Raw genomic sequence first — 26,078 nt, forward strand, 5'->3', positions numbered from 1 at the left:
TTTGTCAGGGGCCGTCACCTCGACTTTTATCAGGAGTAATCTGAATGACCTTTCGAGATGGATCCCTGGCGGCCTCTGGTTTCCTAGAACTATTTTTTGAGCAAATGAGGGGATCGGTCCGAACGGGCTGAGGAGGGAGGGTGCGAGGTCGTAGGTTTGCTTCAAGTCAGGATATCGAACGGCATATAGCCAATGGTTTTGGAGCAGGCGCCGGAGCTGACTATGTGCCTTGGTTGCGTGTTCAGGATGTTCCTTCAATGGGGCGTTCCTGGAAGATCCAGGGAGTTAAGATTGATCGAATTCATCACCTCTTCTCCGATCTCGAACGAGCGTACTTTCTAGTCTGTGAGTTTTCAGAGGACGTCGTAGACATCCGCGAGCAGTATCCCCTGCTGCCGGTGGAAAGCACCCAGGCGATCGCCAGAGCTATCGGTGTTCGGTATCCAAGATACAAATCCACTTCTGTTCCTATGGTAATGACCACTGACTTCCTGCTGACCGTCAAGCAGCCAAACGGGGATCTCAAGTCTTTTGCTAGGACGATCAAATATCAGCAAGATCTTCAAGGCGATGACTGCGCTCGCACATTGGAAAAATTAGAAGTCGAGAGACGATTCTGGATGAGCCAAGGCATAGATTGGAGCATTGTAACTGAGGAGTTGTTTACGCCCGACTTGATTCTAAATCTTGTGCTCCTACGTAAATACGCAAGATTGCCTCGCGATCTGATGAATGTTTCACTGCACTCAGATTTTATTGAAATTCTTGAGTCTATAAAGTCGTGCTCTTGGTCAACCTCAGAGAGTCTGAGAAGAATTGGCAACCGGTTATCTATACCGTACAGCGAAGCCCGTGACATTTTCTTTAATTTGATCTGGCGAAAAATTATAAGACTCGACTTAAGTAGTGCGCCGTTACACCTCAAGTCGCCCTTGCCAGAACTCGATGTTGTCTCCTTTAGCCAAATGATCAAGCTGAGCGAGAAGTCGTTATGACTATTTCAGTGAATGATGTCTTCGAGCCAGTCACAGAATTTTCAGTACTCTCCACTATGGCGAGAGCACTTCACCTCGATGAGAAGAGCGATACGCTGTTTGTTATAGATCTAACTGAACCTCCCAGACAGCCCTATTCTATAGGTCTGGAGGAGCTTGAGGTTTCTTTGGCCTTGGGCCATACAAAGCCTGTAGTTACGGCAGTGCCAGAATTTTTACTGGTTTTGGAAGAAGACCTCGACGAGAGCGCTAGGCGTGATAGGGACCAAAAGTGGGCGTTGATTGCGCCACTTTTGGATCCGGCCTATCCAGGGCAAATATTCTTTCGTGGCGAGATGGGCCGGCTAGTAGGAAATCGTGCTGCTGAAGTAGGTGTTCAGAGAAAGACGATCTATCGTTTACTATATAGATACTGGTTTTATGGCCAAGTAAGAAACGCGCTTCTAAAAAATTATTCTGCTGTAGGCGTTAAAAGTCGAAATTACTCTGCTGATAAGCGGCCAGGGCGGAAACCTAAGTACCAGGGAGTGTTAGTCTCACCTGCTAAATTACTCAGCGAGATCGATAAGCGATGTATTCGGGTGTCTTACGCGCTTTACGCCAAAAACAAAACATCAACGATCCGCAGCGCTTACGACAAGATGTTGAGAAATTTCTACTCGGAAAAAGAGCTATCTAAAAACGCCGAAAATCGGGTCCGCTTGCTTCCTGAGTCTAAGATCCCGACATTTAATCAGTTCGATTACTGGGGCAAGCAGTTTTTTGATGAGATAGAAACTGATCGTGGGCGTAAGGGCATGACGAAGTGGCTCAAGGATTGCCGCCCGTTGTCCGGTACCGTCCGCGATTGGCTTAGAGGGCCTTGTCATCAATTCGAGATCGACGCGACCATTGCTGATATTTACCTGGTCAACAGCTACTCGCGACGAATGCTTATCGGCCGTCCCGTGGTGTACATCGTGATCGATAGTTTCTCGGGGATGATCGTCGGCTTGTATGTCGGTCTGGAGGGGCCTAGCTGGAACGGAGCTCGACAGGCACTGTTCAACGCATTCACCTCCAAGGTGGAGTTCTGCGCGCGGAACGGCGTTGATATCAGCCCTGAGGATTGGGACTGTCGTCATCTACCGCATCAAATCTATGCCGACAGAGGTGAAATGCTGGGGGCTGCTGCAGAGGGACTCGCGGCTGGCCTAGGGATCGATATGGGGACAGCTCCGCCGTATCGGCCAGATTGGAAATCCATGGTCGAGAGTCGCTTCGGCATCTTGAATGATCTAACCGGTATTAGGTGGCTCCCCGGCGGCGTAGCAGCGCGAGAGAAGGAACGCGGAGAACGTGATTATCGACTCGACGCGACGCTGACTCTGAAGGAGTTCACCCAGATCATCGTCGAGTGCGTTCTCCACTACAACCGCTATCACCGGCAGCCGGATCGGCTTACCCAGGCAATGATGAACGATGGCGTTGAACCCACCCCGATGGATATATGGAGGTGGGCCTCGGAAAATGACCTGATCCAGGCCAACAAGCGGCCTGACGAGCTGATTTATCTCAACTTGCTGCCTCGGGAACGAGCCACCGTCCAAAAAGGGGGGGTGTTGTTCCGCGGTATGCATTACTTCTGCGATATGGCTATCAAGGAAAACTGGTTCGCAAAAGCGCGTCGCAATGGCGTCTCGTCGATTGATTGCTGGTTTGATCCGAACTCCGCAGCGCATATCTGGATCAAGGGCGAAAACAAGGAGTTCCTGCGTTGCGACCTGCGACGGTCGGATTCCAAGTATGCGAATTATCGCTCGGATGAGATCTACGATCTGCTAGAGGCCTACCGGCAGTTGCCACCCACTCATAAACGCGCCGAACTTGAGAGCCGAGTGGGATTGGCCGACACGGTGGATCAAATTGTCAGCAATGCAATGGCCGAGCGGAAGCTTGAACCGGTGGCCGGCTCTAAGGCTGAAGCGTTGGCGAACTTACGCGAGAATCGTGCGCAAGAGCGGCTGCTTGAGCGAGAGCACGCCCCTGTACCTGACGGTGTACGTGCGGAACCCGCCGTTCAACCTGATGCACAGAGCCCCGCTGTTGGCCGAGATTCGTACGCTGGACCCCGCACCGCGCAGGTTATCGATCTGCTCAAAAGAGTTCGACCGGGGCAGACCAAATGAGAGGTGCTAAAGCTCTTGCGAGCTATACGAAGCAGGCCATCACTGAATACGCGGGAAACCCTCTGATTGAAGCGCTGCCACCAATTCTTGATGAAACGGCTGCTGCAGAGCTGATATCAAATTTTCCCCAGCCGGTAACACCTGAAGAGCTCGAGCTCGACGGAGCAACTCGAATTCACTGCATTGATCGCTTGAGGACGGTCGTGCAGCCGTTTCTGCTGCATTTGGAACTAGAGTCATTGTTATCTCTGCTGATCCGTCGCGGATATGTTGGTCGTAATCCAACTAGCGCCTCCACGGTCAGGCACCTGCATTCCTTGTCAGGGGCTCAGCGCTATCACGATGCTTTCAAATCGACAGCTGACACCTTCAGCGTTGTGGGCCTGAGTGGTATTGGGAAGTCCACTGCACTGCATGCCATATTGAGTCTTTACCCACAGACGATTCGGCATGAGCGCTATGAGGGCCAGCAATTCGTCCACACACAGATCACCTGGCTCAAGCTCGATTGTCCCCGAGATGGCACGCTGGCTGGATTTTGTCAGCAGTTCTTCCACGCGGTCGGCCAGGCACTGGGCGACCAGGATTATCACAAGCGCCACCGGCACCGAAACATCAACGACGCGCTTCAGCAGATGGAACAGGTAGCCAGCACGTTTTTTATTGGTGCCTTGCTGATTGATGAGTTGCAGAACCTGCACCTGGCCAAAACCGGGGGTAAGGAAAAGATGCTGAATTTCTTTCTTCACTTGGTGAACAACATCGGTATCCCGGTCGTTTTCATCGGCACGAACTCAATGATTAGCTTGTTCTCGGACGTCATGCGCTTCGCCAGGCGCAGTTGTGGTGGAGGAATGATCGAGTTCAAGCGCTTCGAGAAGGAGGATGACGAGTGGCTTTTTTTAGTTGAGAACCTTTGGAGTTATCAGTGGTGCAAGCGGACGGCTGAACTGACTCCTGAGATTCTCGATGCCTTGTACGAGCACACCCAGGGCGTGACTGACTTCCTGGTTAAGTTGTTGGTACTTAGCCAGCGCTATGCCATTCAGAGTGGCTCCGAGTGTCTGACTGCCGAGACGATCATCAAAGTAAGCAACTCCAAGATGCAGATACTCAGGCCAGCGCTGTCGGCTCTGCGCAGTCGTGATCCTAGTCGCATGCGCAAGTTCGACGATCTGCTTCCCATTGAGGAGCAGCTGATGGAAATGATGGCGTTCAACGGACTTGGGCGAGCAGACCGTCTTGCTTTGCTTCGGGGTGTGACCCCTGCTTCGCGGTCAAATGCCACGGCGCAAGAAACGGTTGTAGATAAAATTACAGCGCCTGCAGCAGTTGCTGTGGAGGCTTCACAAGCCAAGGCATTTAGTGAGCATCCTGACACCTTGGCTGAGCTGAAATCAGCTGGCTGGATTACCACGGATATCTTCGAGTTTTCTCCGGCCTACCGTCGAGCGTGATTCGAGGGTCGTGTAATGGAGCTGAAATTCCATTTCTTCCCTGCAGCGTTCCCCGACGAGACGCTTCACAGTGTCCTATCTCGCTATGCCCGGCTTTATGGCGGGCATAGCCGCAACGCCGCTTTCGCTGGTGATAGGGCTGCAATCTCGTACACACAAAATGTAGCGTTTCCCTGTAGGTTGCATGATTTAGTCGGGTCGCTCCCCCCAGGTACGGATCTCTCGGTATCCAAAATCATCACGCGCCATACCGTCCTGCCCTATTACGCGCCCTTTCTCACCGATGATCAGATGCAGCATGCCCGCACTTCAATGGCCGGGGACGGCAAGTGGCTAATGCTGAAGCTAGGAGTCAATGCTAGTCGGATCGAAGGAGCTTCGAGGGTACGGTTTTGTCCGGCCTGCCTCAATGAGGATGTCGTTCGGGTTGGCGCAGCATACTGGCACCGCGTTCACCAGCTTCCTGGCGTGTTGGTATGCCCCCACCACGGTGACTCGCTCAGCATAGTGGATCCGAGCTGGTATAGCCGTGATTCATGGCAGCTCCACCTGCCTGACGATGCCGAAGTACAAGCTCATTCAAATCAGGTCACTGTTGGTCTGGAGGCTTCTCCACTGCTGCATCAGATCGCGCTCCGATCAATGCAATTGCTTACGCTAGACCTCAAACCTCTTTCACCCACTGCAGTGCGCTCTTGCCTTGTCCAAAGAGCCGCTGAGCTAGGCCTTACCCGTGGTACATCGCACCGGCTAGATCTATGCCGTTTGGCCGCACATATGGTCGGCATTTTCAACGCTCTGCCTGCAGCTTGGGAATACTCGATTCTCGGAGAGTCACCCGCAGATCTGCCCGCGACTTGGGTCACCAAGCTGCTACGGAAGCCAAGGCATACGCATCATCCTCTCAAATACATTGTGCTGGCCGCCGCCCTGGGGGTTGATTTGGCTCATCTGCAGTGTAATGACAAGCCATCGACGCCAGCTGTTAAGCGATCATCGCTAACTGGTGTCGGCTATCCAAACGCGAAGCTTTCTGAGTCCTTGTTAAAGGGGTTGGAAGGCTTGACTGCTATGGTTTGGAAACTAGCTATTGCTGGGTGCGAGGCTCAGCAGATCGCCTTGGCTCTTGGGGTCTCCCGAGTGTGTGTTTATCGAACCATCCGTGCCATCAACGGCGGCTCGCAGGCTTGGAGACAAGCAAGATTTCAACGTGAGCGCCTCAGGCGCCGAGCAACCTTCAAGGTTGAGTATGGAGGCCTGCAAGCTCACCAATGCAAAGATTACATGTGGCTGTATCGTTGTGATCGACCCTGGCTCTCAGGCTATATCGCCAAACATGGCGGCGCTCATACAAGGCGCGCTGATAACGTCGATACATTCGCGATTCTCGACGCGAAACTTGCTGAACAGATCAGGTGCTGTGCGCAGCGCCTTCGAGCAGGTTCGGGAAAGCCTGTCTTGATCTCGCGGGCTAGGATAGGGCGAGAGCTGCATGTCCTTTTTCGTTTCGAGAAGCAGCTTTCCAAGTTACCCCTGTGTGCTAGAGCTCTGGAGCTGACGTGTGAGTCTATTGAGGAATTTCACGTTCGGCGTCTGCAGTGGGCCGAGGCTAAGCTGGAAAATGAGCAGCGAAGCGTGACCCGATCAGCGTTGTATCGAATTGCTTGTATAAGGCCGTAGTGATTCTGGCTTCAGAACGTGTCGAGGCAAGCAAGGTTGAATTAGTCAGTCGTAGACGGCGTTCGGGAATAGAAGCCTTGTCACATGTTGCATGTTAGGCCGCCGCGAATAAGTCCTGACTCTTATAGTAATATGCCGGGTCACGCTTTTCTATGGATATATTCTTTGAGAGTGTGTGAGCCGTTATGAAACGTTTACTGTGCTGTAGGCCATGAGATTTCTGATGTAAACCTAATTTTGGATGCATGAGGTATGCAATATCCGATAATAGATTGTCAAATTAATGGCGAATGTTTGTCATGGTAGGAACTTTGAAATAACTTTTACCTATCACCGGAGCTTTTGTGTTTAAAATGCCCCGCCTCGCAGGATACGTATAACTCCAAGCCCTACCTCACAAGCCCATTATAGATGTCTGATCTGCTTTTTTTCCCTATGTCGATGCCCGACGAGATGCTGCATTCTCGTATCACGCGCTACCACGTTCTTTCAGGTAACAGAACTGCGGCTGAAACCTTCCGTGATTTGTTTGGCTCGGATCCTTTTAACGTAGGTATGCTACCGAAACGGATCGAAGTGCTTGCTGAGAAGCTGCCCGGTGACACAGAAAGCAATCTCGAAGAACTGATCTGTACCAACACCACGTTTCCCGCGTACAGACCCTTTCTAGGGAGAAGCCAAGGAGTTGAGAGTACTACTGCCGGCCTGAGCGTCTCTGGGGTTGCCCGTGTTCCCCGTCGGGAGGGGGCGGTCCACGGTAAGGCTAAGCTGTGCCTCACCTGTGTGCAGCAGGATCTGATAGGTCTGGGTTACGCCTATTGGCATCGATCGCACCACTTGCCCGGTGTGTCCGTCTGTTGGCGTCATGGTGACCTGCTAATGTCTGCGTGTCCCAGATGCTCCCATCCATTCTTTCGAAAGCTGCGGTTACTTCCTAACCTAACTGAGCCATGCGTATGCGGTTGGAGCGCTCTCGCCCCGGCGACAGTGAATGATGGGACTTCACTTGAAAAGAATTTTGCAGAGTTCGCACATGAACTTCTGCAGCGAAATTTACCGTTGATGAGTAGCGAAGCGTTATGCGCTACCTATTTGCGGCAATGCAGAAAGCGAGGCTATATCCACGGAAAATTTGCTGGTACCGCAAAATTATTCGGTAGCATCCGAGATAAATACGGTGATGAAGCCTTGTCGCAAATGGACGCGGCCTATGAGGCAGGAAAACATGATCAATGGATAAGGTTCACTTCTCGCAACAGCCAGATGGATATGCCTCTCGCACGACATTTAATCATTACGCTGCATTTATTCGGTAGCGCTGATGAATTTGAGGATGCTATGAACAAGGAGCTTATTCTTCAGAGCTCTGCAGGTGCGAAGTTACGTTCAAAGGCGGAAAAGCCAAAGGTTGGTAGGAAGGCGCAGTATCGTCATAAAATTGACACGATCCTGGCTGTACGAGGGGACGTGGGCTTGGAGTATCTCTGGAAGAATGCCTATCAAGCTACTCGATGGCTGAATGAGAATGACAACCCCTGGTTGATGGCTAGGCTCAGCACGCCAAAGCAAGAATCTGCTGAGCTCGAGGATGTTAGCGATCCAAGAGATAGTGCGTTTGCTGCCATCCTGTTGTCAGGTGCTGAGGATCTGTACCGGATTTCCAAAGGGCAAAAGCGAGTAAATTTCAGCAATCTGCAAAAACTGCTTCCCGTCCGTTTGCCACCAGATCCGACAACGCGTAAGCGTAGATTTCCCTCGGCGTCTCAGCAGGCTGAGCTCCTCTTGGAGTCTGTCTGGCACTTTCGGTTGCGGCGGCTTATTTGTGCACTTGCCGATATCGTAAGGTTAAATCTCCCGATGAATACTGGAAGTCTCAATGTGGTTTCCAGTGTACCCAATCCAGTTTTTCAAGCCCTTGTTAGCTTTTTCGAGTGGGATTTGGATAGCTTTGTAAGAAACGGTGTTGATCCAGAGGCCCTACTTAAGTCGACCGGCGTATCACGAGATTGGCAGGGACCTCCTGGTTTCAATGTGGTTCTTGGGGGGGCGGCGTACTATCGAAAAAAACCTTCCGGTGATTTTTTGGAAGAAAGCTCGTCGATCTCCAAGTGGCACCTGCTTACCTAGATTAGATGTCCACAAGTAGCATGTGGTAATAACACGGGCGCTTAAGGCGTTAGCCTTCATCGATACGACTATTCCACCGACATCCTCCTACGCTTTGGGAAATGGACCATACTCTGTATCCATACGCGCCTTGATGGCCGGCCACTCTGGGGAGGCCATTACTTCGCGGATTAGCCGCTCGTGTTCTGGCTCTGGGATGAGGTGCTGCCAGCGCTGTTGCTCGCTTTCTTGGCGGCCAGTGCGAATGTCCTCGGTCATTTCGGCGCCGGCACTGGCGAATCGCCTGCGCGCTTTCTCCCAAAATCCCGTGGATGTGCCGACTTCGTGCATGGGCGACAGTGGTACCTGGTACTGCTGTGAGAGCCGCCACAATGTGGCCATTCCGAGGCCGCGGCGCTGATGATCGGGGACAATATGAAATTCACTGATGTAGACCCGATCCTGCAGCGGGCTCACGCCATAATTGATCACTCCGACGCGCTGGCCGGCCAGTTCGACTGAGGCAGAGATACTCGGCCCGGGGAACACAAAGTTGCCGCGTAAGGATTCGCTTTTCTGGGCTACTAGTTGGAGGCCGATCGCCTGCGCCTCGAAGCGAGCTACCTGACGGCGCTGGAAGAAGTCGCGAATGGGCTCAAACAGGAGCATGGCTGGTTCTTGCACTGGATGATTTGACGGGGTCATGTAGGAATACGGCTGATGTATTGTTCGGGGGAAATCTTGTCGTGGCCGAATTGCGCAACGGCCAAGTACCAGAGTCGGCCCTTACCATGGTACGCATTCGAACCAGTGACCTCGCCAGCAGTAATACCGGCGCGTTCCCGGTAGACGATAAAGTCACCGGCACGGATTTCTCGGGCTGGCACTCGTTCAACAATGAAATGGTTGCCGTCTTTATCGGCCATCTCGATATAGACCGATTGCTGGCACGTGCGGCAGGTCCAGGTACGCGAATCTAGATCAGCGGAATGATCAGAATGAGCGTGCTTCGTAGGGCAGGTGTGGGTCAGATCAAAGAAGGATTCAGCGCGAAATGTCATGAGGTCTTCCTAGACGAATTGATATGGCGAGCTAAAGGTCAAGACGCTTAATTGAGTGGCAGCCAGCCTCGACCCTGTTGTCTGCGGGCGCTCTGACTCGCGCCATTGGGCAAGTGTTCTGGACTCAGGCCTGCCAGGGGTTTGGGAATTATCTGAGATTATCTCGACATAGATAATTGATCGTTTTCTAGCCAGGTCGGATTGCAGCGGCAGCATTTCCTGGTCGCTTTAGTACCCCGCTTCCAACGACGGTTCGGTCTGATGATCGCTGACCTCTGCGTACGCCGGCTTCCAGAGCAACAATCGGGGCTGCATTATCAAGTCAGCGGGCCGGGGTCAGTATGTTGGTGGGGGAGCACACGATCAGTTGCCGGGCGCCTCGCGTCATTGCCACGTACAGATGCTGGGCTGTCATCTCCTCTGGCTCCAGAATCACTGCCACGTCGGCTTCTAGCCCCTTGAGCAGGAGCGTGCTGCCCACGCGCCGACGAGACTGAGTCCGACCCGTATGACGCTGTCTCTCGCGGATCTGCAGCGCGGCGGCATACAGGCCTGCAGGGCTGCCTTGAGACGTTTGTAGCGCGGCTTGGCAGGCGTTGAGCAGTTCCGGTCGGTAGACACGTGTCTGGGGTTCACGGCTGAGGGTGATCAGGAACCGCTGTGCCTCGAGCATGCTAGGAGAATTCGCGAAGGCCACCGCAGCAGCTTCTATGGGCGACGGCGGGACTTGTGGTCGGCCGAAACGCAGAACGCGTACGCGATTAAGCAACTGGGCGGGACCCACCCCCGTCATGACACTTGCGGCGAATTCAACAAGAACGGTTAGTGGGTCAGCGGCCGTCGGGTCGAATGTTCTGGCGAATTGGGTGAGCTCAGGGAGATCCACGCGTTCAACAACGGTGGTGCCTGGCGTTTGACTGGCGAAGTTGTTGCGGCTTGCGGGTCGCCTGGAGTCCCCGATGACGAGCACGCTATCTTGGCCTCCATTGCTGCGGACCATAGCCGCCTGACGACGTTGGGCATCCGCCGTTGCTGCCTGCAGGTGAACCCACTGCACCTCGGGAGGCGCCGTTTGCAAGTCCACTGATTGCCCGGCCTGGAGTTGTGCACGGACGCCCAGCAGCCACTGCCCTAGGGCAGGCGTGCCGGCGCGCTGCCAGCGCCATGGTGTCTGGAGCGCACCAGCCGAAGGGAAGTACGCTTCCACATCGGTTTGCCAATTCACTAGGGCGTTGCCCCTGAAGCCAAAGATGGCTTGCATCGGATCACCCAGCACACAGGTGGGCAGCACCTGAGCCGCCCAGGTAATCATGCTGTGCTGCGGAACGTTGCAGTCCTGATACTCGTCGACCAGCAGTCGAGCGTAGCTCGCTTGAAGGGACTGCGTGATGTGACCTGCCTGCAGAAGGCGCGCTGCGGCTGTGCGAATGGCTGGATAATCCTGGGCTGGATTGGCCAGATCGAGTACTGCGGCTGGCAAGCCACTGCGTTGCGGGAATTTGGCCACCAGGCGCATCGCGAAGCCGTCGATCGTCGCCACACGATAGGCCGAGTTGGGAACTGAGGCTTGGGCCAAGCGCGCCCGCAATGCAGCAACGCCGGCATTGGTGTGGGTGAGCACCAGTATGGGTTTGCTCCCTCTGTGAGCGCCCAAGGCCTCCGCAATCTGCTGAGTTTTGCCGCATCCCGCCGGTGCTGTGACCGATCCGCGGTTCACGACGAGGAGGTCAATCTCCGGCGGCACGAGTCCACCCCCATAGCACTTTCAGCAGAGCGTAGAAATCTGGATCGCTCTGCTGAGCGTTTGGACCAACAATGTGACGCCCAACGTGCTGAAAGGCTGTGACGTTCTTGAACCAGCCATTCTTAGTGCGAGCCGCTTGGCCCAGAATCTCGCGTGTCGGCGGTGCGTATGGCACACCTTGAGCACGAAACTCACGAATCGCGTCTAGCGTGAGCGTACCGTTGGATTTGGAGCGCACATGCTCCGCCACTGTCTCAGTCCCCTTCTCGTCCTCGGCGAAGGTGAGGAGCGCATCAATCGCCTGGTCTGGAAGACTGAGGAAAAGCTCGTCCTCTAGAGCCCGGCGTGGACGCCAAGTCAGCACGCTGATCCCTTCCCTGACGACCTCGTCTAATAATGCTTGTGTGTGTGGTTTGTCGGCATCAATGAATACCATCACGCGGTAGCCCAGGCGTCGCAGGACTAGGCCACGTTGCAAGCACAGGTCAGGCGTGCTGCCACCGGCGTTGACGTAGGAGCCCCCCAGAGCAAAAAAAGAGGGGTGGTTGAGGTCGGTCCAATATTGATCCAACCCCCTGGCCAGCCCAATCTCGCTAGGGCCTTCACAGACCAGCAAGGACTTGGCCAGAAACGCCTCGGGATCCGCACGCAAGGTGCCCTGCACGTGATTCTCCTGTCCTGGAGTGCGTACCTCGTGTAAATCCGGCTGTCTGCGAACGATGAAAAGCTGGTTGCTGCTGAGTTCTCGCAGGGCTACCGGCGAGTGGGTCGTTAGGAAAACTTGTAGAGGCGCCACGGCTTCCTTGGCGCCTAGCGAGTCCAGCAGCCGCTTGAGGCGATGTGGCTCTAGGCCGTATTCCACCTCATCGACCAGCGCGATAGACGACGCTTGCGCGGCCGCTCGCTGCAGGCCGGCCGTAAGTAGCCGCGCTGAGCCAGTCCCCAAGGCATGTAGCGGCACACCTGCCTGGTCATGCAGTGCGATAGCGCCGTCACTGATTGAGACCGCATGCGCATCGAGCAGCGCCTGAGCCTGTCCGATAGTGACTCCCAAGCTGGCCGAAGTCTGCGTCACCGTTTGAAGGGTCTGCGCGAGCTGCCCGCTCGCCTGGTCGCCAAACCCATTGCGGGCATCTCTGGCGGCGCGCGCTAGCTCGGCCCCCAGGTCGGGGCGTTCCTCTGTTAGGCGGTTTAGCACAGAGCTTCGATTCCAGGACAGATGTGTACTGGCGTAGTGGCCAAGACGTGCCGGTGCCAACAGTGCGCGGTGCTTCCAGGCCAGTCCGCGCTCTAGCCCTTGAGCGACAGCCCTTTCGGAGAAGAGGGACCAGACTGGCTCCAGATCGGCCTCCACCTGCAGTTGCACGCTCAGGACTGTTTCGATATCGGCACGCGGCTCGTCTTCTAGGAGCCCTGTTTTCGCATCAAACCCGCGTAGAAACTCGCCGTAGGTATCGAGGTTCAACAGGTCATCGGGCAAGGCCCCGACGGTGACGGTGATCAGGATGGGCTGGGCAACGTTCAGCAGGTGAAAGTCGGTGTCGGTGAAGCGGGCACTGCGCCTGGCGCCAAGGCAGAGATCGATGGCTTCAAGAATGCTGGATTTTCCGCTGTCGCCGGGGCCGATGAGGCAATTGATGCCACCAGAGGGAGTCCACTCCATAGCTTTGATGGCTCTGAAGTTCTGAATCTTCAAGTGCCTAACTCGAACCATGGTCGCCACCTCATCGTCGTCCTTGTATGGCTTGAGTATCCAATGCGCTGTGCAAAACATCCACCTACCGGATGGTCTATTGGATTAGGCGATTGGCGCAAGGTGGCGTGACCGATACAGCCGCTCAGTGGATTCTTTGATGTTTGCCGAATTCCTGGCCTCAAGGCAGGATTGGCTCAATGGCGAGGCGCTACTACGGCGCTAACGCTGAGTTACATGTGCGTCTATTTTGATGTGATGCGGACGCGAACCGAGAATACAAGGAACAGCCATGCAATGGATTGATAAACAAGCCCTTGAGGGTTGGGCACGTCGCTTGAACGCACGTGAGATGGTGATGGCCATGTTGGCTGACCTCATCCGCATGACAATTGATGACGCTACACGTTTTCGCTTCCCGAGCGGTGAGGCTAGCCAGTTACGAGGCTGGGATGGCGACCTGGAGACGACTGAGGCCAAGGGATTCGTTCCTGGGGGTAAGTCTAAATGGGAGTTTGGCACAGGGCCTGGCGCGGCGAAGGCGACCTCGGACTACCAGAAACGAACCGACCAGACGCCCGACGCTGAGATGAAGGAGAACACGCTGGTTCTGGTGAACCTAGGGAGCTGGGACACCCCAAGAAAGAAAATCCCAGAATGGGAGGATGAGCGTCGCAACGAGGGTAAATGGAAAGACGTTAGGTACGTTGATGGCTCTATGCTTGTCCACTGGCTTGAAGAGCATCCAGCTATTGCTGCTCGCTATGCCCGCAATGTACTCCAGACGGCTCCCTTAGACGGCGCGTTGAGCACTGATGAGTACTGGGAGGAATTCAGTACTCAGTTTAGGCCGTCACTCACAGAGAAGCTCGTCATAGCTGACAGGCAGAGTGAGGCCAGTGAACTGATCACGAAACTGCTCGGTCAGCCTCAATCCTTCATGCTTGGGGCGGAAACGTCCGAGGAAGTTATTGCTTTTGCTGTGGCTGCGATTCGTCTTGCAGAGCCAGCTATTCGTGAGTCTCTTGAATCCAGAACGTTGATCATTCGAACTCAGGCAGCTGCTAGGTTTTTCCAGTTGCACTCCGGTCTTGTATTCATCGCGACGGGAGAAGCAGAGAGCCTAGTCGGTGCTTTAGGAAAAACATGCCCAACCCTGTCGGCGGCGACCGGACCTCTAGCTAAGCGAGGGCCCATGCTTAAACGCCCGACCGCTTCAGGAATGGTGGATGGGTTCCTGGAGATGGGGCTTGACCATGGCGAAGGCTACGAGCTCGCTCATCGTTGCGGACGTAGCCTGACCATCTTGAAACGATTGATTAACAATGCGCCTGCAACTGCTCCAGTATGGATGCAGGATGCTTCCAGATTGAAGCCTGCCTTCCTTGCCGGAGGATGGTCTAGCAACCTTGAGACCGATTGCGCCGTTCTGCAGGAATTGGGTGGCTATGCCTCTTATGCAGCGCTGGAGAGTGTGCTTATTCAAACGCTCACCTTGCCTGACCGCCCGATTGATAGGGAAGCGGACGTCTGGCAAGTGAGGGCTCCGGTTGATGCTTTCTACTTCTATGCCAGTCAACTGACCGAAGTTGATCTCTCAAGGCTGCGTGATGCAATTCTCAAAGTATTCAGTAAACAGCCAGAGCAACCATCTCGAACTCAAATATTTAACCAGGCCAAAACCGCATCAGCCGATTACAGTAGCTGGTTACGTGATGGGCTTGCCTTAACGCTCCTCATCATTGCGTCTATGCATGAATTCGCAGACCTGAACGTCAAAGGCAAAACGCCGCAGCAGTACGTCGATGATGTAATCAAGGCCCTCCCGGATTGGGGTAAGTCGCATAGATCGATACTGTGCCTTGGTGATCAAGCAGCGCTTTTCGCTGAGGCAGCTCCCAACCCTTTTTTGCGGGCCCTCGAGTCTATGCTCGAGGGCTGCCCTGAGCAGGTTGAGCAGATCTTCCAGACTGATACCGACCACCTATTTGGTCCGTCCAGTCCGCATGTGAATCTCCTCTGGGCGCTAGAGTCAATTGCCTGGGATCCCCGATATCTCAATCGCACTGTGGTTGTGCTTGCTAAGCTCGGTCAGCTGGATCCGGAGCCAGATTCGAATCACTACAATCGACCTATTAACAGCTTGCGCGACATTCTTTTGGGGTGGTCGCCTAATACCCATGCGCTGCAGCCTCAGCGCATCGCATGCCTCGACGTTATATCAAGAGAGTGCCCCGATGTAGGTTGGCAGCTGCTCAAGAAGCTCCTTCCACGTCATCACGATTCCAGTTCGCCGACGCAGCGGCCTAAGCTACGGGACTTCGCGCCAGAGAAACTTGAAGAGATAACTTTCGGGTTAGTGTGGGACTTTGAGAACGCCGTCGTTGATCGAGCGCTTGTGGCTGCTGGCGATGATGAAGAACGCCTGTGCATTTTTGTCGAAGCGTTGGGGCAGTTTCAGCCTCTAAATCGTGACAAGGTACTTACACGTGTCGATAACTACCTCAGTGCTAACCAAACATCTGAGGGCTGTACGATATGGCATGTGCTCCAGGAGGAGATGACTCGCAACGAGTACTTTGGTGATTCAGACTGGGCATTGACCAGTGACGAATTGGCGGTAGTGAAGGCGATAGTTGAACGCCATCGCCCTTCAGACCCGCTTGTGTCTGATCGCCATGCTTTTGATGATTGGACACCGTATATCGGTAAATACACGGCTGAGGCTGAAGACTCTAGCGATCCCTCTGAGCTGCGCAGGGAAATACTTCAGCGGGTACTTGATCGCGATGGGATACGGGGCGTCCTAAAACTCGCGGGAATGATCAAGGTTCCAGAGCTACTCGGCCAGGAGTTAGGTCGACTCACCCTTACGCTCAATCAGATGCTAGAGCTGATGCAAGGTGCGCTTGACCCTGCTGCACCACCAAGTCTTTCGTTTTATGTGTCGGCTGGTGGGTACGCCCAGTTCGGTGACCAGTGGAAAGACATCTTCCAGGAGCGCGTGCTCGGACAAGTGGCGGGAGACACCGCCAAAGCGAAGCTTCTGCTCGGTTGGCCTGCTACTCATTCGACATGGGCTTATGTAGAAAGTCTATCTAGCGAGATCCGCGACCAGTATTGGCGCCATGTGAGTTTCCTTCCAATCCATGCTCCGCTTGAAGAGCTCCTATTCGCCGTCGACCAATTCTGCAGCGTGGGACGGGACTTCGATGTCTTGGGTTTGTTGCACACCCGTCTCAAAGACGTGTCATCGGTTCTGCTTCTGGATTTGCTTGCCAAAGGCATCTGTCAAGTTGGAGAGGGCATACATCGCTCTGGCAACATGCTTTCGTATTACATCTCTCAAACGTTGAAAGAGCTTCGTACGCGTAGCGACGTACCCAATTCTAAGGTCGCGCAGTTGGAATACGCCTACCTGCCTATGCTGCGCCACGAGCGTGAACCACTGACTATCTTTGGCCTTTTGGCGTCCGACCCAGAAATGTTTGTCGACGTGCTCTCGCATGTTTTCAAGGGTAAGAACGCCCCTTCGGATGACGTCATCAGTGATGAGATGAAGGCGCGGGCAAGAATCTCATATGATTTGCTGTCTGCATTCAAGACTGTGCCGGGCCTGCAAGATGGAAATATTGATGCTCAAGTGCTTATGGAATGGGTCACGAGGACTCGAACCCTCGCCGCTGAGAAAGGTCTTGAAGACATCAGCGATCAGCGAATTGGCTTTGTTCTCGCATATGCGCCGCAGGAGGCCGACGGATTGTTCTGGCCGCCTGCAGCGGTCTGTCAGGTAATTGAGGCAGTCGCAGCCAAGCATATCGAGCGAGGGTTCACTATTGAGTGCTTCAACAAGCGAGGCGGCTTCACCAAAGGCGTCAACGAGGGAGGGGCGCAAGAGCACGTTTTAGCTGCTCGCTACAAAGCTTGGGCAGATGTGACCGCGGCAAATTTCCCACGCACCTCTGAGATGTTGATGAATATCTCGGATGGTTGGACTCGCAGTGCTGACTACGCGGACCTCACGGCTGAGCAAGGTAAAATGAAGCATTAGTCTGACCGGTCCGGTCCCTGTACTGAACAAGGTGACTTATCGCAGCAGCAGTTGGGTGCTCTGGTTGACGGTGGGCATCGTAGGTGGTGGTAGCAATACAGCTTCAGGCTCGGAGTCGTTGCCGCAAACGCTTCACATACGAGCTGCTGAGAAGGTCATCATCTTCGAGGCCCAGCGCGCAACTTGCGAGAGAGGCGAGGCTGTTGTCTGAGGGGCGGAAACTATCAGGGATCCAGCCGTTCACCGCCTGTCGATGCTCATCAATCGCCACGAACCATGCCTTGAAGAAATCAGAAAGTGAAGACCGCGCAGCGACGGTTGCTGCCTCGGTTAGCGGGTCAGAGGCTTCAATCTCAGCCTCGTATGCATCATCCGCGATGGCGTCAACACAAGCATCCAGTGACGGCCAATACTTGAGGTCGTAACGTGCTTGCAGCGTCTCCAGCTCATCTTCCAAATACAGTGTGAAGTGACCGTTATGTTGGCCAGCTTCCTTGATCAGATCACCAATGTGGTAGCTGGTGTTGCTACGAAAACCAGACTTGTTGTGCAGCTCCTCGCGACGTCTGAGCAGGATGGCTAGACCTTCGCCCATTTCAGCAATTTGTTCATTGATCCTGACAAGCTCATCGCGCTCCGTCCGAGCTTTTACGATTCGTTCCGGTCCCCAGAATGCAACCGAATCAAGGAGGGCGCCGAAGAAGCTATCTAACGCCCTCGGATGCATATGCAGCTTCTTGTAGAGGTCAGTGTATGCAGAGCGCAGCTCTAGCTCACGTAGGAGCAGACGCTCGATGACGATGTTATGGCTGGGCAGGATGCCTCGCTCCCGGTTGTACTGCTTCCTAGCGAGAAGAATGTCATTGCAGGCCTTGGCTGGTAGGTTCACTTCGGTAGTGTTCATTTGAAACTCCATCTTCTGAGGTTGCACTTAGGCTACCGAAGCCATTCAGCCCAAGCGGTACCTGGAGATTGGAAAGTCATACAGTCTTCAGGTACCTAGCGATCAGGGTATCGAACAAAGGGTTCCTGCGATTTACGTGGTCACCACTAAGGGGCAGGCGGGCCGCTCTGCTGATCGATCAGCCCTCCTGTGACTAAGCTTATAGCGTCAGCTAATTGTTAAGGACGGGCGATGCAGCGATACCACGGACTCAATGGCGAAGTCTTGCCCAGCACCGACGCACCCAATTGGCTGCTGATCGAACATGTATTGCAGCGTTTCCAAGATGTTTGGGTGCTGATCGACACCTATCCGTTTCTTGCAGTCGATATGGTACGGGTCGAGGCACACTGTGCTGAAATTTCTGAGTTCGCCGTTTTCGCAAATGGTCGGATGATGCAGAACATCCGCGCAGATGAGGGCTGCCGGCGCATGCTTACAGCGTTTATGGGCGGCGGCATGGATGCTGGAATGTCACCCGGCGCCCAAGTGCATGTCGAAGGTATCGCAAATCCTCGCGCCCAATGGATGATGTACTTCAACGACCCGTTCATGATCGGAATGCATCCATTCGCAGCGCTCGGCACGCATTACATATTCGTCGACCGCAGCAACAGATACCAACGCACTTTCGGCGAGCTGATAACTGTCGACAAACACAGCCGCCCTAGTTCGCCACATGTAGACTTCAATCCATTGGCAGATCTGGTGAACACCTTTCACCACGAGTACATCAATGGACCTCGCGAGCTACGCGACCTCTCAAATTTGCCAGGGCTGCTTGATGCAATATTCGTGGAGAACGAAAAAATACTGGCAGCGGCGACCATGCACCACCATGCCCTCGCTCCGCAGGAAAAACCCTTCAACTATGTCGCGCCAACGCTAACGCATTACGGTCGCCTCACCCACGACAACAATCGAACACCTCGCATCGAGTTGTCGTTTGCGTTATTGCATTACGAAAAGGCGCTACGTGAATTTGACGATCTCAAGGCTGCAGCCGCCAGAAAAGACGTGGATGGTGCGTTCCTCCATGGCGTCTATTGCGTAGTCGCAGTTGCCGCCTGCATTGAGGCGATAGCAAACAAGCTGGTGTACGAACAAACAGGTGCTCATCCAGACCACCGCGACAAGCGTCAGCCACTACAAAAGATAAATTCAGCAGCTGCCTCAATTGCGCAAAGCGCCGCGAAGGTATTCGTACCATTGACGGCCGGCCACCCTGCTTACGACGCGCTAGATCGTGTGCGAGAGCTGCGCAACTCGTTCATGCATGCAAAAGAGCGTGACGAGGAAATCGACCCGGTAGCACTGACCTCCACGGTCTTCATAGAGCTCGATGAAGTGCATTGCCGATCCTTTCTTAGGCAGCTAAGGCAGGGGGTCGCGGAAATATACGGCCAGTTACCGGAGCAAACCCCACCTATCGTCACTCGCGAAAACGTGAAGTGGTTTGGAGAGTTAGAGGTGCCCTGACATAAACGCCAACATAGTGTGCATGTGCGCTTCTGGCCGACTGCTGCCGGTGGCGACAGGCAGCAACCGGCCAAAAGCAGTCAGTCTTCCGTTAATAAATCTGGCTCATCCCGTTCGAGGTGATCCTCGACTGAATATGTGCTTTGTAATGATGGCTTCCTAGTTTCACTGCTCGGGATTAGGATGGAACTTTGGTAGCCGTTTTTCGATAGGGATTGTCCGGTAATAAAATAAATAATTCTACTTGGACTGAGACCGCCCGTTAACCAATTGTCAACACTCACGGATTAATTACATCATGCAGATGCATATAGCCCGGCGTCTTTCTGAGGCCATCGGTAGTTGGCTTCACATGGAGTTTTGCTGTTATAGAGCTGGATTATTTTCCGAAAGCTCGTTGAAGGCCGCAGTGGGCCAGGTTCTCAGCTCATTCCCGATCCTGGTCAAAGGCGAGCGCGTTCATGCAGATTTTCCTCACGAACTCTTGAATCCCGGTGCTCAATCCGGCCGCAAGAGAGAGCTCGACTTTGCACTGGTTCTTTCAGGGAGGGGACTACCAAAACGAGATGCGCAAATTGCCGTAGAAGCGAAGTGGGCAGGATCATCGCATTGCACTCCATCAAAAATCTTTCAGGATTTTTTGCGACTCTCAGCGATTAAACGAGGAGATCCCGACACTATTTGTATTTTCGTGCTTGCTGGATCACATCGGCAAGTATTAAAGCTCTTGTCTGGCATGCCTTTTACAGCGTCGGGTAAAATTAATAGCGGGATAGGCTCATCCGGTAACGAGAAGAGACTGAAACCTAATCATACAAACATGATTCATCGGAATTGTTTCTCTGAGCCAATTAGGAGTTTGTCCTCTGCTGGCTTTACCATTCCCGAGTCGTTTGTTTGTCAATCACATGGCATACATCCGCGTCAAACAGCTGGCGGCACTGTGGACTTTCAAGCGATAGCGTGGGAAATAAAGTCTGTTTCTACCGCCAATCTAAATTTCACAGATTGGTAAAACCGTCCGACCATCTCATTTCGGTCGACCCGCTCAGACGGGTGGCCGAATACCAACATCAGGAGATGACCGCTTTGGGTCGACAGCAGTCTTTCGTTGCAGGTGGCGTTCGCCCCATCGCGCCTTCTCAGACTAGGCAGATGCCTACCCTGTGAGATCAAAGGGTGGGGTCAGCATCGGATCCATACACAGGCAACCGCCTCGGCTAGCACGTGGCAGTTCAGTGTGCCACTGTAACGTCTACCTAGGGGCACCTGCATAATCATGCTAGCGCGACGTCACAGCTGTTCCGAAATGGGTACGCAATCAATCAAACAGGGAGTTAAGAGCTACATGAAAGAACCGAGCGATCCACAACCATTGTTAGTAACGGTCCACGAGCCTTTGTCGCTTGATTGGAATGAGGACAGATTGACTATCGAAAAAGCCGCGGGACAGCCTACGACGGCTGATGGGTACTATAATCATGCGGCCGCAATTCAGGCGCTGTTCGATATGCTCACTTGGGACACGCCAGCGCAGCCGCAACACCCTCAGAGGATAGGTCTGCTGCGAGACGTACACGATGAGCTGTACCCCATCGCTCACTTCGCGAATCTGTACTTCACATCTCCAAAAAATGTCGTCATCCAATGGATCGACGGTAATCAACATCACGATGCAACAGTTAAATACACGGGAGAGGGATCAAATCAGTCGGATATATGTTATCTCGAAGTCACTACGCTTCAGGGCAAAGAAGATGCTGACCAGCTTAAAGAACTTTCGAGAAATCCCGGCGTTGCAATTACGGTCAGGGAGACAGCCCAGGAGAAGCATGATAGAAAAATTGAACAGCTAAAAATAATTCTGAAGAAAAAAGCAAAAATTGCTTATCCAGAAAAAACCGCTTTACTTGTTTACACTGACGAGGATCGATTTCGCCAGTTTCATTTTGGATTACAACCGCCTCAGATTGATAAAAAATCAGATTACGAAGCAGTACTTCGTGATTTTGAGCTATCGCTGGGCAATTTTTCCCACGTTTTCATTTTCAGCAAGAACGAAATCTACTGCGCTTTGATTTCGGATCCTGGAAGTAAATAGAACCTAAGTTTCGCAGAGACTACCAAGTCCTAAGACGGTTTCCACTGACTGTGAGACCGTTCTCTTTTCGCGGATTTTCGGCTACTACGAAGGGCGGCTTTTGGCCGATAGCTGCCTGTCGTGACCGACTGCAATCGGCCAAATACAGTCCATCAAAACTGCCTACAAAATTCGGGACGACTCAACCAGCCCAAGTCGTTCCAAATTGACAGTGGCATTATAGGTTGACAGCTTTGGGCAGAACCCAATTCCAGGCGAGCTCCTATGGCACGTAAATACCTTGAAGCCAAAAAGCGGCATCACTACGTCTGGGCAAAATACCTGACTCGCTGGGGCAGCGGGACTAGGAACGTCTTCTACACTACGAAAACTGGCAAAATTGCCCATGACAGCGTGCGTGCGATCGCCGCGGAAGACTATCTCTACAATGTCACAACGCTCACCAAAGAGCAGGTGGATGTGATTAAGGGGTTCTCCCGCTTGAGCCCCGAATCACTCCAACAACAGCACATGTCATACCTAGGCGATTTTCTGAAGCTGCAGCAGGCAGAAGCAATCTACCGGAGGTCAGGCGTCCGCAACCAAGAGGTCGAACAGCATCTCCATGCGCTGAAATGCAACCTATTGGAGAATCTCCACGCATCCCATGAGCAAGCTGTACAGCCCGTTTTAGAAGCCTTGGCCGATGAACAGCTTGAGGTTCTACAGAACAAGCAGCACATGATTGAATTCATGGATTTTTTTGGCCATCAGTTTTGTCGCACAAAGCCTTTTCGAGATGTGGTAATTCGAAGCCTTGTTCGCATGAACGCTATGGAAATCGGCGTGGCTGATGCTGTAACCCATGCGTGGTGGTTCATGAGTTACATGTTCGGAATGAGTTTCGGGCAAAGCCTGTATCTCAGCCGTCATGAGGATAAGCATGCGTTGCTGATAAACGACACCTCGGTGCCTTTCATCACCTCCGACCACCCCATCGTTAATGTTCACCCATGCGTTTCAGAGACAGCCTTCATTACGCCTGAGCATGCTGACCTCTACTACCCGATATCGCCAAGAATCGCCTACATCATCTGCAACTCTGAGCGATTCATATCCGGCAGAAATACGATTGATGAGGCCACGGTAGTGGAGCTCAACACCAAGCTGGCATCCCAAGCTATGGTGCATATTGTTGGTAACAGTGAGAGTGCTATCCGTCCCTTCCAAAGTCTCATTGGACTACGCGCTCAGAAGGCTCAAAAGCAACGAGAAGGGAAAGGGTTTAATTAGAGCACTGGTCGTCGGCTGCTGCTGGCCGTAGCGGCCGTCGGCGAGAGGCCATTTGGAACTGCGAGTCAGTGACTGGCTATCTCCGGGCGTCGGCAACGCGAACTGTCGGCGTGGTGCGAATAGGTGTCGGGGTGTGCGAATGGCTGTCGGTTTTGAAGAACCGTTTTGTGTCGGTTTTGCGTGCGAATCAGTGTCGGTTAGGCATGCGAATTGATGTCGGAACCAATACGAATACTCAAGCGCTGAGCATGAAATCTCATCGATTGAGGTCGATCTGAGCGGGCTGAGCCTGGAGCAAATCAATGATGCTGCAGCCTTCGAGTAAGCGGTACTTCATGACTCCAGCCGAGGTCGTGGATACGCTCACTTCGCGGGGAGCTCCTGATTCAGCGCGCCCAGGATGAGCTGGCCGAGGAGGTACTGACTTATAACGCGCAATGGGAATTGGAGCGCGCGCGCCTGCAGGCGTTAGAGGAGCCCCGTCGAGCTGAACTCGAAGCGCAGGCTGCCGAGCATGCTGCAGCACTAACAGAGCATCGGAAGTCCCAGCTATTGGCTGCAGAGGAACAGCGTGCAGCGGGGATTTCTGTATCAGATGAGCGCAGCGCCCGACAGCGACGCGAAGACCTGATTGTTGGCCAGACACTTCGAGCAGCGCATGAGTGGGGAGGTAGTGCTGTCGAGTGTTCTGCCTGCTGCCTATTGAGTCCACCCGGCAGTAGGTTCTGCCTCTACTGCACGAGCGAGGCAAGCACCATGGTGCATATAGCAGTGCCGCAAGATCTGGCTGCGACTATCCATCTTCGAATGCGCAGCTCAGCAAAACCGGATCGATCTCTGCGGATGGCAACGTCTTTGGCGGTATACCCCGACCCATTCATACCGGCTTGCTAGACACCCCTTAGAAATTCGACTCTGATCCATCGCCGTAAAGCTGCTTACCCTCCGCAACGGATCTCCAAGCTGCTCGGAGCGGGTTCTTAATAGACTTATCTTGCAGACGTTCTTTAGCGTGAGCGACCAGGACCTCGGGTTCTACGAGGTTTTTGATCGCTTCATCCTTGGGCAAGCAGTAGCTTTGCCCGCCGTTTGAGCTGTATGCATGCTTCAAGAAGTGGAGTGCGAATTTATCCAGGGATGGGTCCTCCTGTTTAAGTGCTCTGAACATCTTCTTGGCCAGTGTGCTTGGAGCTGCCTGCATCACGGTCCACAGAATGCGGGAGGGATCGCATTTGGACCAAAGCGCCCCATCGGTTGCCGCATCGATAGCATTTCTAGCAAAAGCCTCTGTCGCGCCCATTTGATCCTCGGGAGTGCAGACGAGGGGAGGTTCATCCCTCATTCGATACTGGCGCTGACTGATGATGTTCGCTGCGATCGAGAGAGATGCAGGGTCAGATGCAATTGAGAACGCAACCTTGCCGGGGTTAAGGTTGGAATTTGGGATCAGATTGTTGATGGCTGATATAGCCAAGGCGTCAGCTGTCACAGCTAAAAATTTTCTTGGCTCGCCTGAGCCTGCTGTGGGCTGCTTATCGACCATTCTGGCAATCGCTGAGCATAACTCATGAGGATCATTGACCTCTTCAGCTGAGATTGACTTCGCGATGCTCCCTACTAAATCGAGGAAGCCTAAACAGTTTTCTCGAGTGAGCTTTCCTTCGAGTTTCGCGCGCTTGCCAGGCATCACAACGTACTGCCTGGCCTCCACCAAACTCACATCTGTAGCACCAACGTTCATGCTCAATGCGATGTTCAGGCGGGTAGGTGCAGCTAGGTGTCCCTCGACGTCGATCGAGCAATCGTACATGGATCTGCCGCTAGCTTCCGCCGATGCGGGGAACAGATGGTGAACCAGCTTGCGGACTGCGTTAGGGTTTGGGCTTTTGGCAAACAGCTTGTCCATTTTTTTCCGGTGAGCTTCCTCACGCTCGCTCTTATCTCCGCCCAAATAGCTGGATGCCTGCTGAGACGTGAACATCGCCGGATCTTTTCGCAGTGCGTGATAGATGCGTGGGGCTCTAACCATCAGGCAGGCCAGCCCTAGAAGGTCTGCAAAGACAATCTCACCACGTAGGCCGGGCTCGATAACGCTCAAAGTATTCATTACCCGGTTCAGATCACGAGGATGCTCTAGAAGCTCGCGGAGGCCTGAGAAATATAGGGACTGGAGCCGCTCCTCTTGGTTCTTGAAGTAGTTCCCAGTCACTACTTTGGGTAGCTCGTCCAGTGCACTGTTGAGAAGCTGCAAGCGTGCGTGGGCTGAGATTGCGGGTAGAGGAAGGCGAACCTGGACAATTTTGTCGAGGTAGCTAGCTGCGTGTGGGACCGTGGCTGCCTTCAGGGCGCGACAGACGTAGTCAGGATCCCAGGCCACAACGTAGCCAACGTTGGGCAGATGGCCTACAGCCTTGATAATCCGCACCATCTCGAAAACCTCGGTGGGGAACAGGCGGTCGACGTCATCAATGAATACGTAGATTTTCCTATCTAGCTTTCGCAGAGCCCTTTCAAGCCGGTCCTTCTGACCTTCGATATCTAGCATCTTCTCGTCAGCAATTGCGGCTACGGCATTTCCTCCAGACTCGATTGCGGCTTTGAAGATCGACGCTAGTGGCTCAGCTCCTGGTACTAGTTTTACGAAATCAAAGACCTTCGCGTAGTTGAGCAGAGCCGCCGATGCTTTTTGGGCTTTGGCCGCAGAATCTTGGACGTTGATTGCTGCTGCGATGGCGCCCAAGAAGTGGCGAAGGAGTGCATCTCGATCCCCGATTAACCATGGATTGAAGTGAGCGATAACCGGGGGCCTTCCTGATTCTTGATTGAGCAGCTGCTCCATCATGGAGAAAACGGATGTCTTCCCACTGCCCCACGGACCCTCAATCGAAAGCACAAATCCGGCCGTTGAAGACACACGCTGAAGGGCCTTAACCGCTGCGCCAGCAAAGCCTCCGCGGTCCAATCTGTCTTGGTCTAGGGCGTCTGTTTTGGATAGGGGCTGGTCAGAGTCGATGAGCGGAAGGTGTTTCTTCATGGCAGTGGTGCATCCGGTGCGAAGGGGCGGGACTCATGCTCGATGGCGCGCGTAGGGGCGTCAGACCTGAAGAGTAGTAACAGCAGAACCAGGATAGTCAATCGTAAGACTTGCGGCATATCGTGCTCATGGTTTGGGGGCACCATGATGTTCTGTCACCAGCCAGCTCACGCGCCAGTCAACTGCGTGCAGTTCCTTATTATTTGCTAATGCAATATGCGCCAGAACCCATATTGGAGGCTTCTGGCCAAACCTTTGATGAGCCGAATGGCAGCGCGAGCAGTAGCCACATGG

At 53.6% G+C, this 26,078-nt stretch carries 16 protein-coding genes; 10 read left to right on the plus strand and 6 right to left on the minus strand.

All coding sequences use genetic code 11. The annotated features are described in order from the left end of the window. The first annotated feature begins 140 nt into the window (after window positions 1-140). The 5 genes from P3C50_RS12840 to P3C50_RS12860 all read left to right on the plus strand — a co-directional run bounded on the left by P3C50_RS12840 (window position 141) and on the right by P3C50_RS12860 (window position 8,427). Complete coding sequence (locus P3C50_RS12840) at window positions 141-995, plus strand: TnsA endonuclease N-terminal domain-containing protein (RefSeq protein ID WP_275546295.1); 855 nt, start codon at window positions 141-143, stop codon at window positions 993-995. Further along, on the plus strand, window positions 992-3,163 hold the full coding sequence (locus P3C50_RS12845) for a Mu transposase C-terminal domain-containing protein (RefSeq protein WP_169970690.1): 2,172 nt from the start codon (window positions 992-994) through the stop codon (window positions 3,161-3,163). The genes P3C50_RS12840 and P3C50_RS12845 overlap by 4 nt, the downstream gene beginning before the upstream one ends. Beyond that, window positions 3,160-4,620 carry an ATP-binding protein gene (locus P3C50_RS12850; protein WP_169970689.1) on the plus strand — a complete coding sequence of 487 codons (1,461 nt, stop codon included), beginning with the start codon at window positions 3,160-3,162 and terminating at the stop codon, window positions 4,618-4,620. Before P3C50_RS12845 ends, P3C50_RS12850 begins: the two co-directional genes overlap by 4 nt. A gap of 15 nt (window positions 4,621-4,635) precedes the next feature. Next, complete coding sequence (locus P3C50_RS12855; RefSeq protein ID WP_275546296.1) at window positions 4,636-6,300, plus strand: TnsD family Tn7-like transposition protein; 1,665 nt, start codon at window positions 4,636-4,638, stop codon at window positions 6,298-6,300. A 411-nt stretch (window positions 6,301-6,711) separates the two neighbouring features. Next, window positions 6,712-8,427, plus strand: a complete 1,716-nt coding sequence (locus tag P3C50_RS12860) for a TniQ family protein (RefSeq protein WP_169970687.1) — start codon at window positions 6,712-6,714, stop codon at window positions 8,425-8,427. An 87-nt stretch (window positions 8,428-8,514) separates the two neighbouring features. Here the strand turns inward: P3C50_RS12860 and P3C50_RS12865 are convergent, their stop codons facing one another. The 4 genes from P3C50_RS12865 to P3C50_RS12880 all read right to left on the minus strand — a co-directional run bounded on the left by P3C50_RS12865 (window position 8,515) and on the right by P3C50_RS12880 (window position 12,925). Next, window positions 8,515-9,075 carry a GNAT family N-acetyltransferase gene (locus P3C50_RS12865; protein WP_169970686.1) on the minus strand — a complete coding sequence of 187 codons (561 nt, stop codon included), beginning with the start codon at window positions 9,073-9,075 and terminating at the stop codon, window positions 8,515-8,517. 32 nt (window positions 9,076-9,107) lie between these two features. After that, window positions 9,108-9,467, minus strand: a complete 360-nt coding sequence (locus P3C50_RS12870) for a hypothetical protein (protein WP_169970685.1) — start codon at window positions 9,465-9,467, stop codon at window positions 9,108-9,110. A gap of 322 nt (window positions 9,468-9,789) precedes the next feature. Beyond that, a complete protein-coding gene (locus P3C50_RS12875) occupies window positions 9,790-11,211 on the minus strand; it encodes a UvrD-helicase domain-containing protein (RefSeq protein ID WP_275546297.1) in 1,422 nt (473 codons plus the stop codon). Continuing rightward, window positions 11,195-12,925, minus strand: a complete 1,731-nt coding sequence (locus tag P3C50_RS12880; RefSeq protein ID WP_169971593.1) for an ATP-dependent nuclease — start codon at window positions 12,923-12,925, stop codon at window positions 11,195-11,197. The genes P3C50_RS12875 and P3C50_RS12880 overlap by 17 nt, the downstream gene beginning before the upstream one ends. Window positions 12,926-13,196: 271 nt before the next feature. On the opposite strand from P3C50_RS12880, the gene P3C50_RS12885 reads away from it, so the two are divergent. Continuing rightward, the gene (locus P3C50_RS12885) at window positions 13,197-16,955 is read left to right on the plus strand and encodes a hypothetical protein (protein WP_169971585.1); all 3,759 of its coding nucleotides are present in this window, start codon (window positions 13,197-13,199) and stop codon (window positions 16,953-16,955) included. A 103-nt stretch (window positions 16,956-17,058) separates the two neighbouring features. Here P3C50_RS12885 and P3C50_RS12890 read toward each other — a convergent pair whose 3' ends face one another. Further along, window positions 17,059-17,859: a hypothetical protein gene (locus P3C50_RS12890; protein ID WP_169971587.1), complete on the minus strand. Its 801-nt coding sequence runs from the start codon at window positions 17,857-17,859 to the stop codon at window positions 17,059-17,061. A 231-nt stretch (window positions 17,860-18,090) separates the two neighbouring features. Between P3C50_RS12890 and P3C50_RS12895 the strand changes: the two genes are divergently transcribed. The 4 genes from P3C50_RS12895 to P3C50_RS12910 all read left to right on the plus strand — a co-directional run bounded on the left by P3C50_RS12895 (window position 18,091) and on the right by P3C50_RS12910 (window position 22,750). Beyond that, window positions 18,091-19,377, plus strand: a complete 1,287-nt coding sequence (locus P3C50_RS12895) for a hypothetical protein (protein WP_169971589.1) — start codon at window positions 18,091-18,093, stop codon at window positions 19,375-19,377. A gap of 298 nt (window positions 19,378-19,675) precedes the next feature. Then, complete coding sequence (locus P3C50_RS12900) at window positions 19,676-20,392, plus strand: hypothetical protein (RefSeq protein ID WP_275546298.1); 717 nt, start codon at window positions 19,676-19,678, stop codon at window positions 20,390-20,392. Window positions 20,393-20,725: 333 nt separating this feature from the next. After that, a complete protein-coding gene (locus P3C50_RS12905) occupies window positions 20,726-21,478 on the plus strand; it encodes a hypothetical protein (protein ID WP_275546299.1) in 753 nt (250 codons plus the stop codon). Between the two features lie 264 nt (window positions 21,479-21,742). Beyond that, complete coding sequence (locus tag P3C50_RS12910) at window positions 21,743-22,750, plus strand: DUF4238 domain-containing protein (protein WP_275546300.1); 1,008 nt, start codon at window positions 21,743-21,745, stop codon at window positions 22,748-22,750. 901 nt (window positions 22,751-23,651) lie between these two features. On the opposite strand, the gene P3C50_RS12915 is transcribed toward P3C50_RS12910, so the two are convergent. Continuing rightward, window positions 23,652-25,784 carry a KAP family P-loop NTPase fold protein gene (locus tag P3C50_RS12915; RefSeq protein WP_275546301.1) on the minus strand — a complete coding sequence of 711 codons (2,133 nt, stop codon included), beginning with the start codon at window positions 25,782-25,784 and terminating at the stop codon, window positions 23,652-23,654. Window positions 25,785-26,078: the final 294 nt, after the last annotated feature.

The organism is Pseudomonas sp. Marseille-Q0931, assembly GCF_940789645.1.
In the GTDB taxonomy this organism is placed as follows: domain Bacteria; phylum Pseudomonadota; class Gammaproteobacteria; order Pseudomonadales; family Pseudomonadaceae; genus Aquipseudomonas.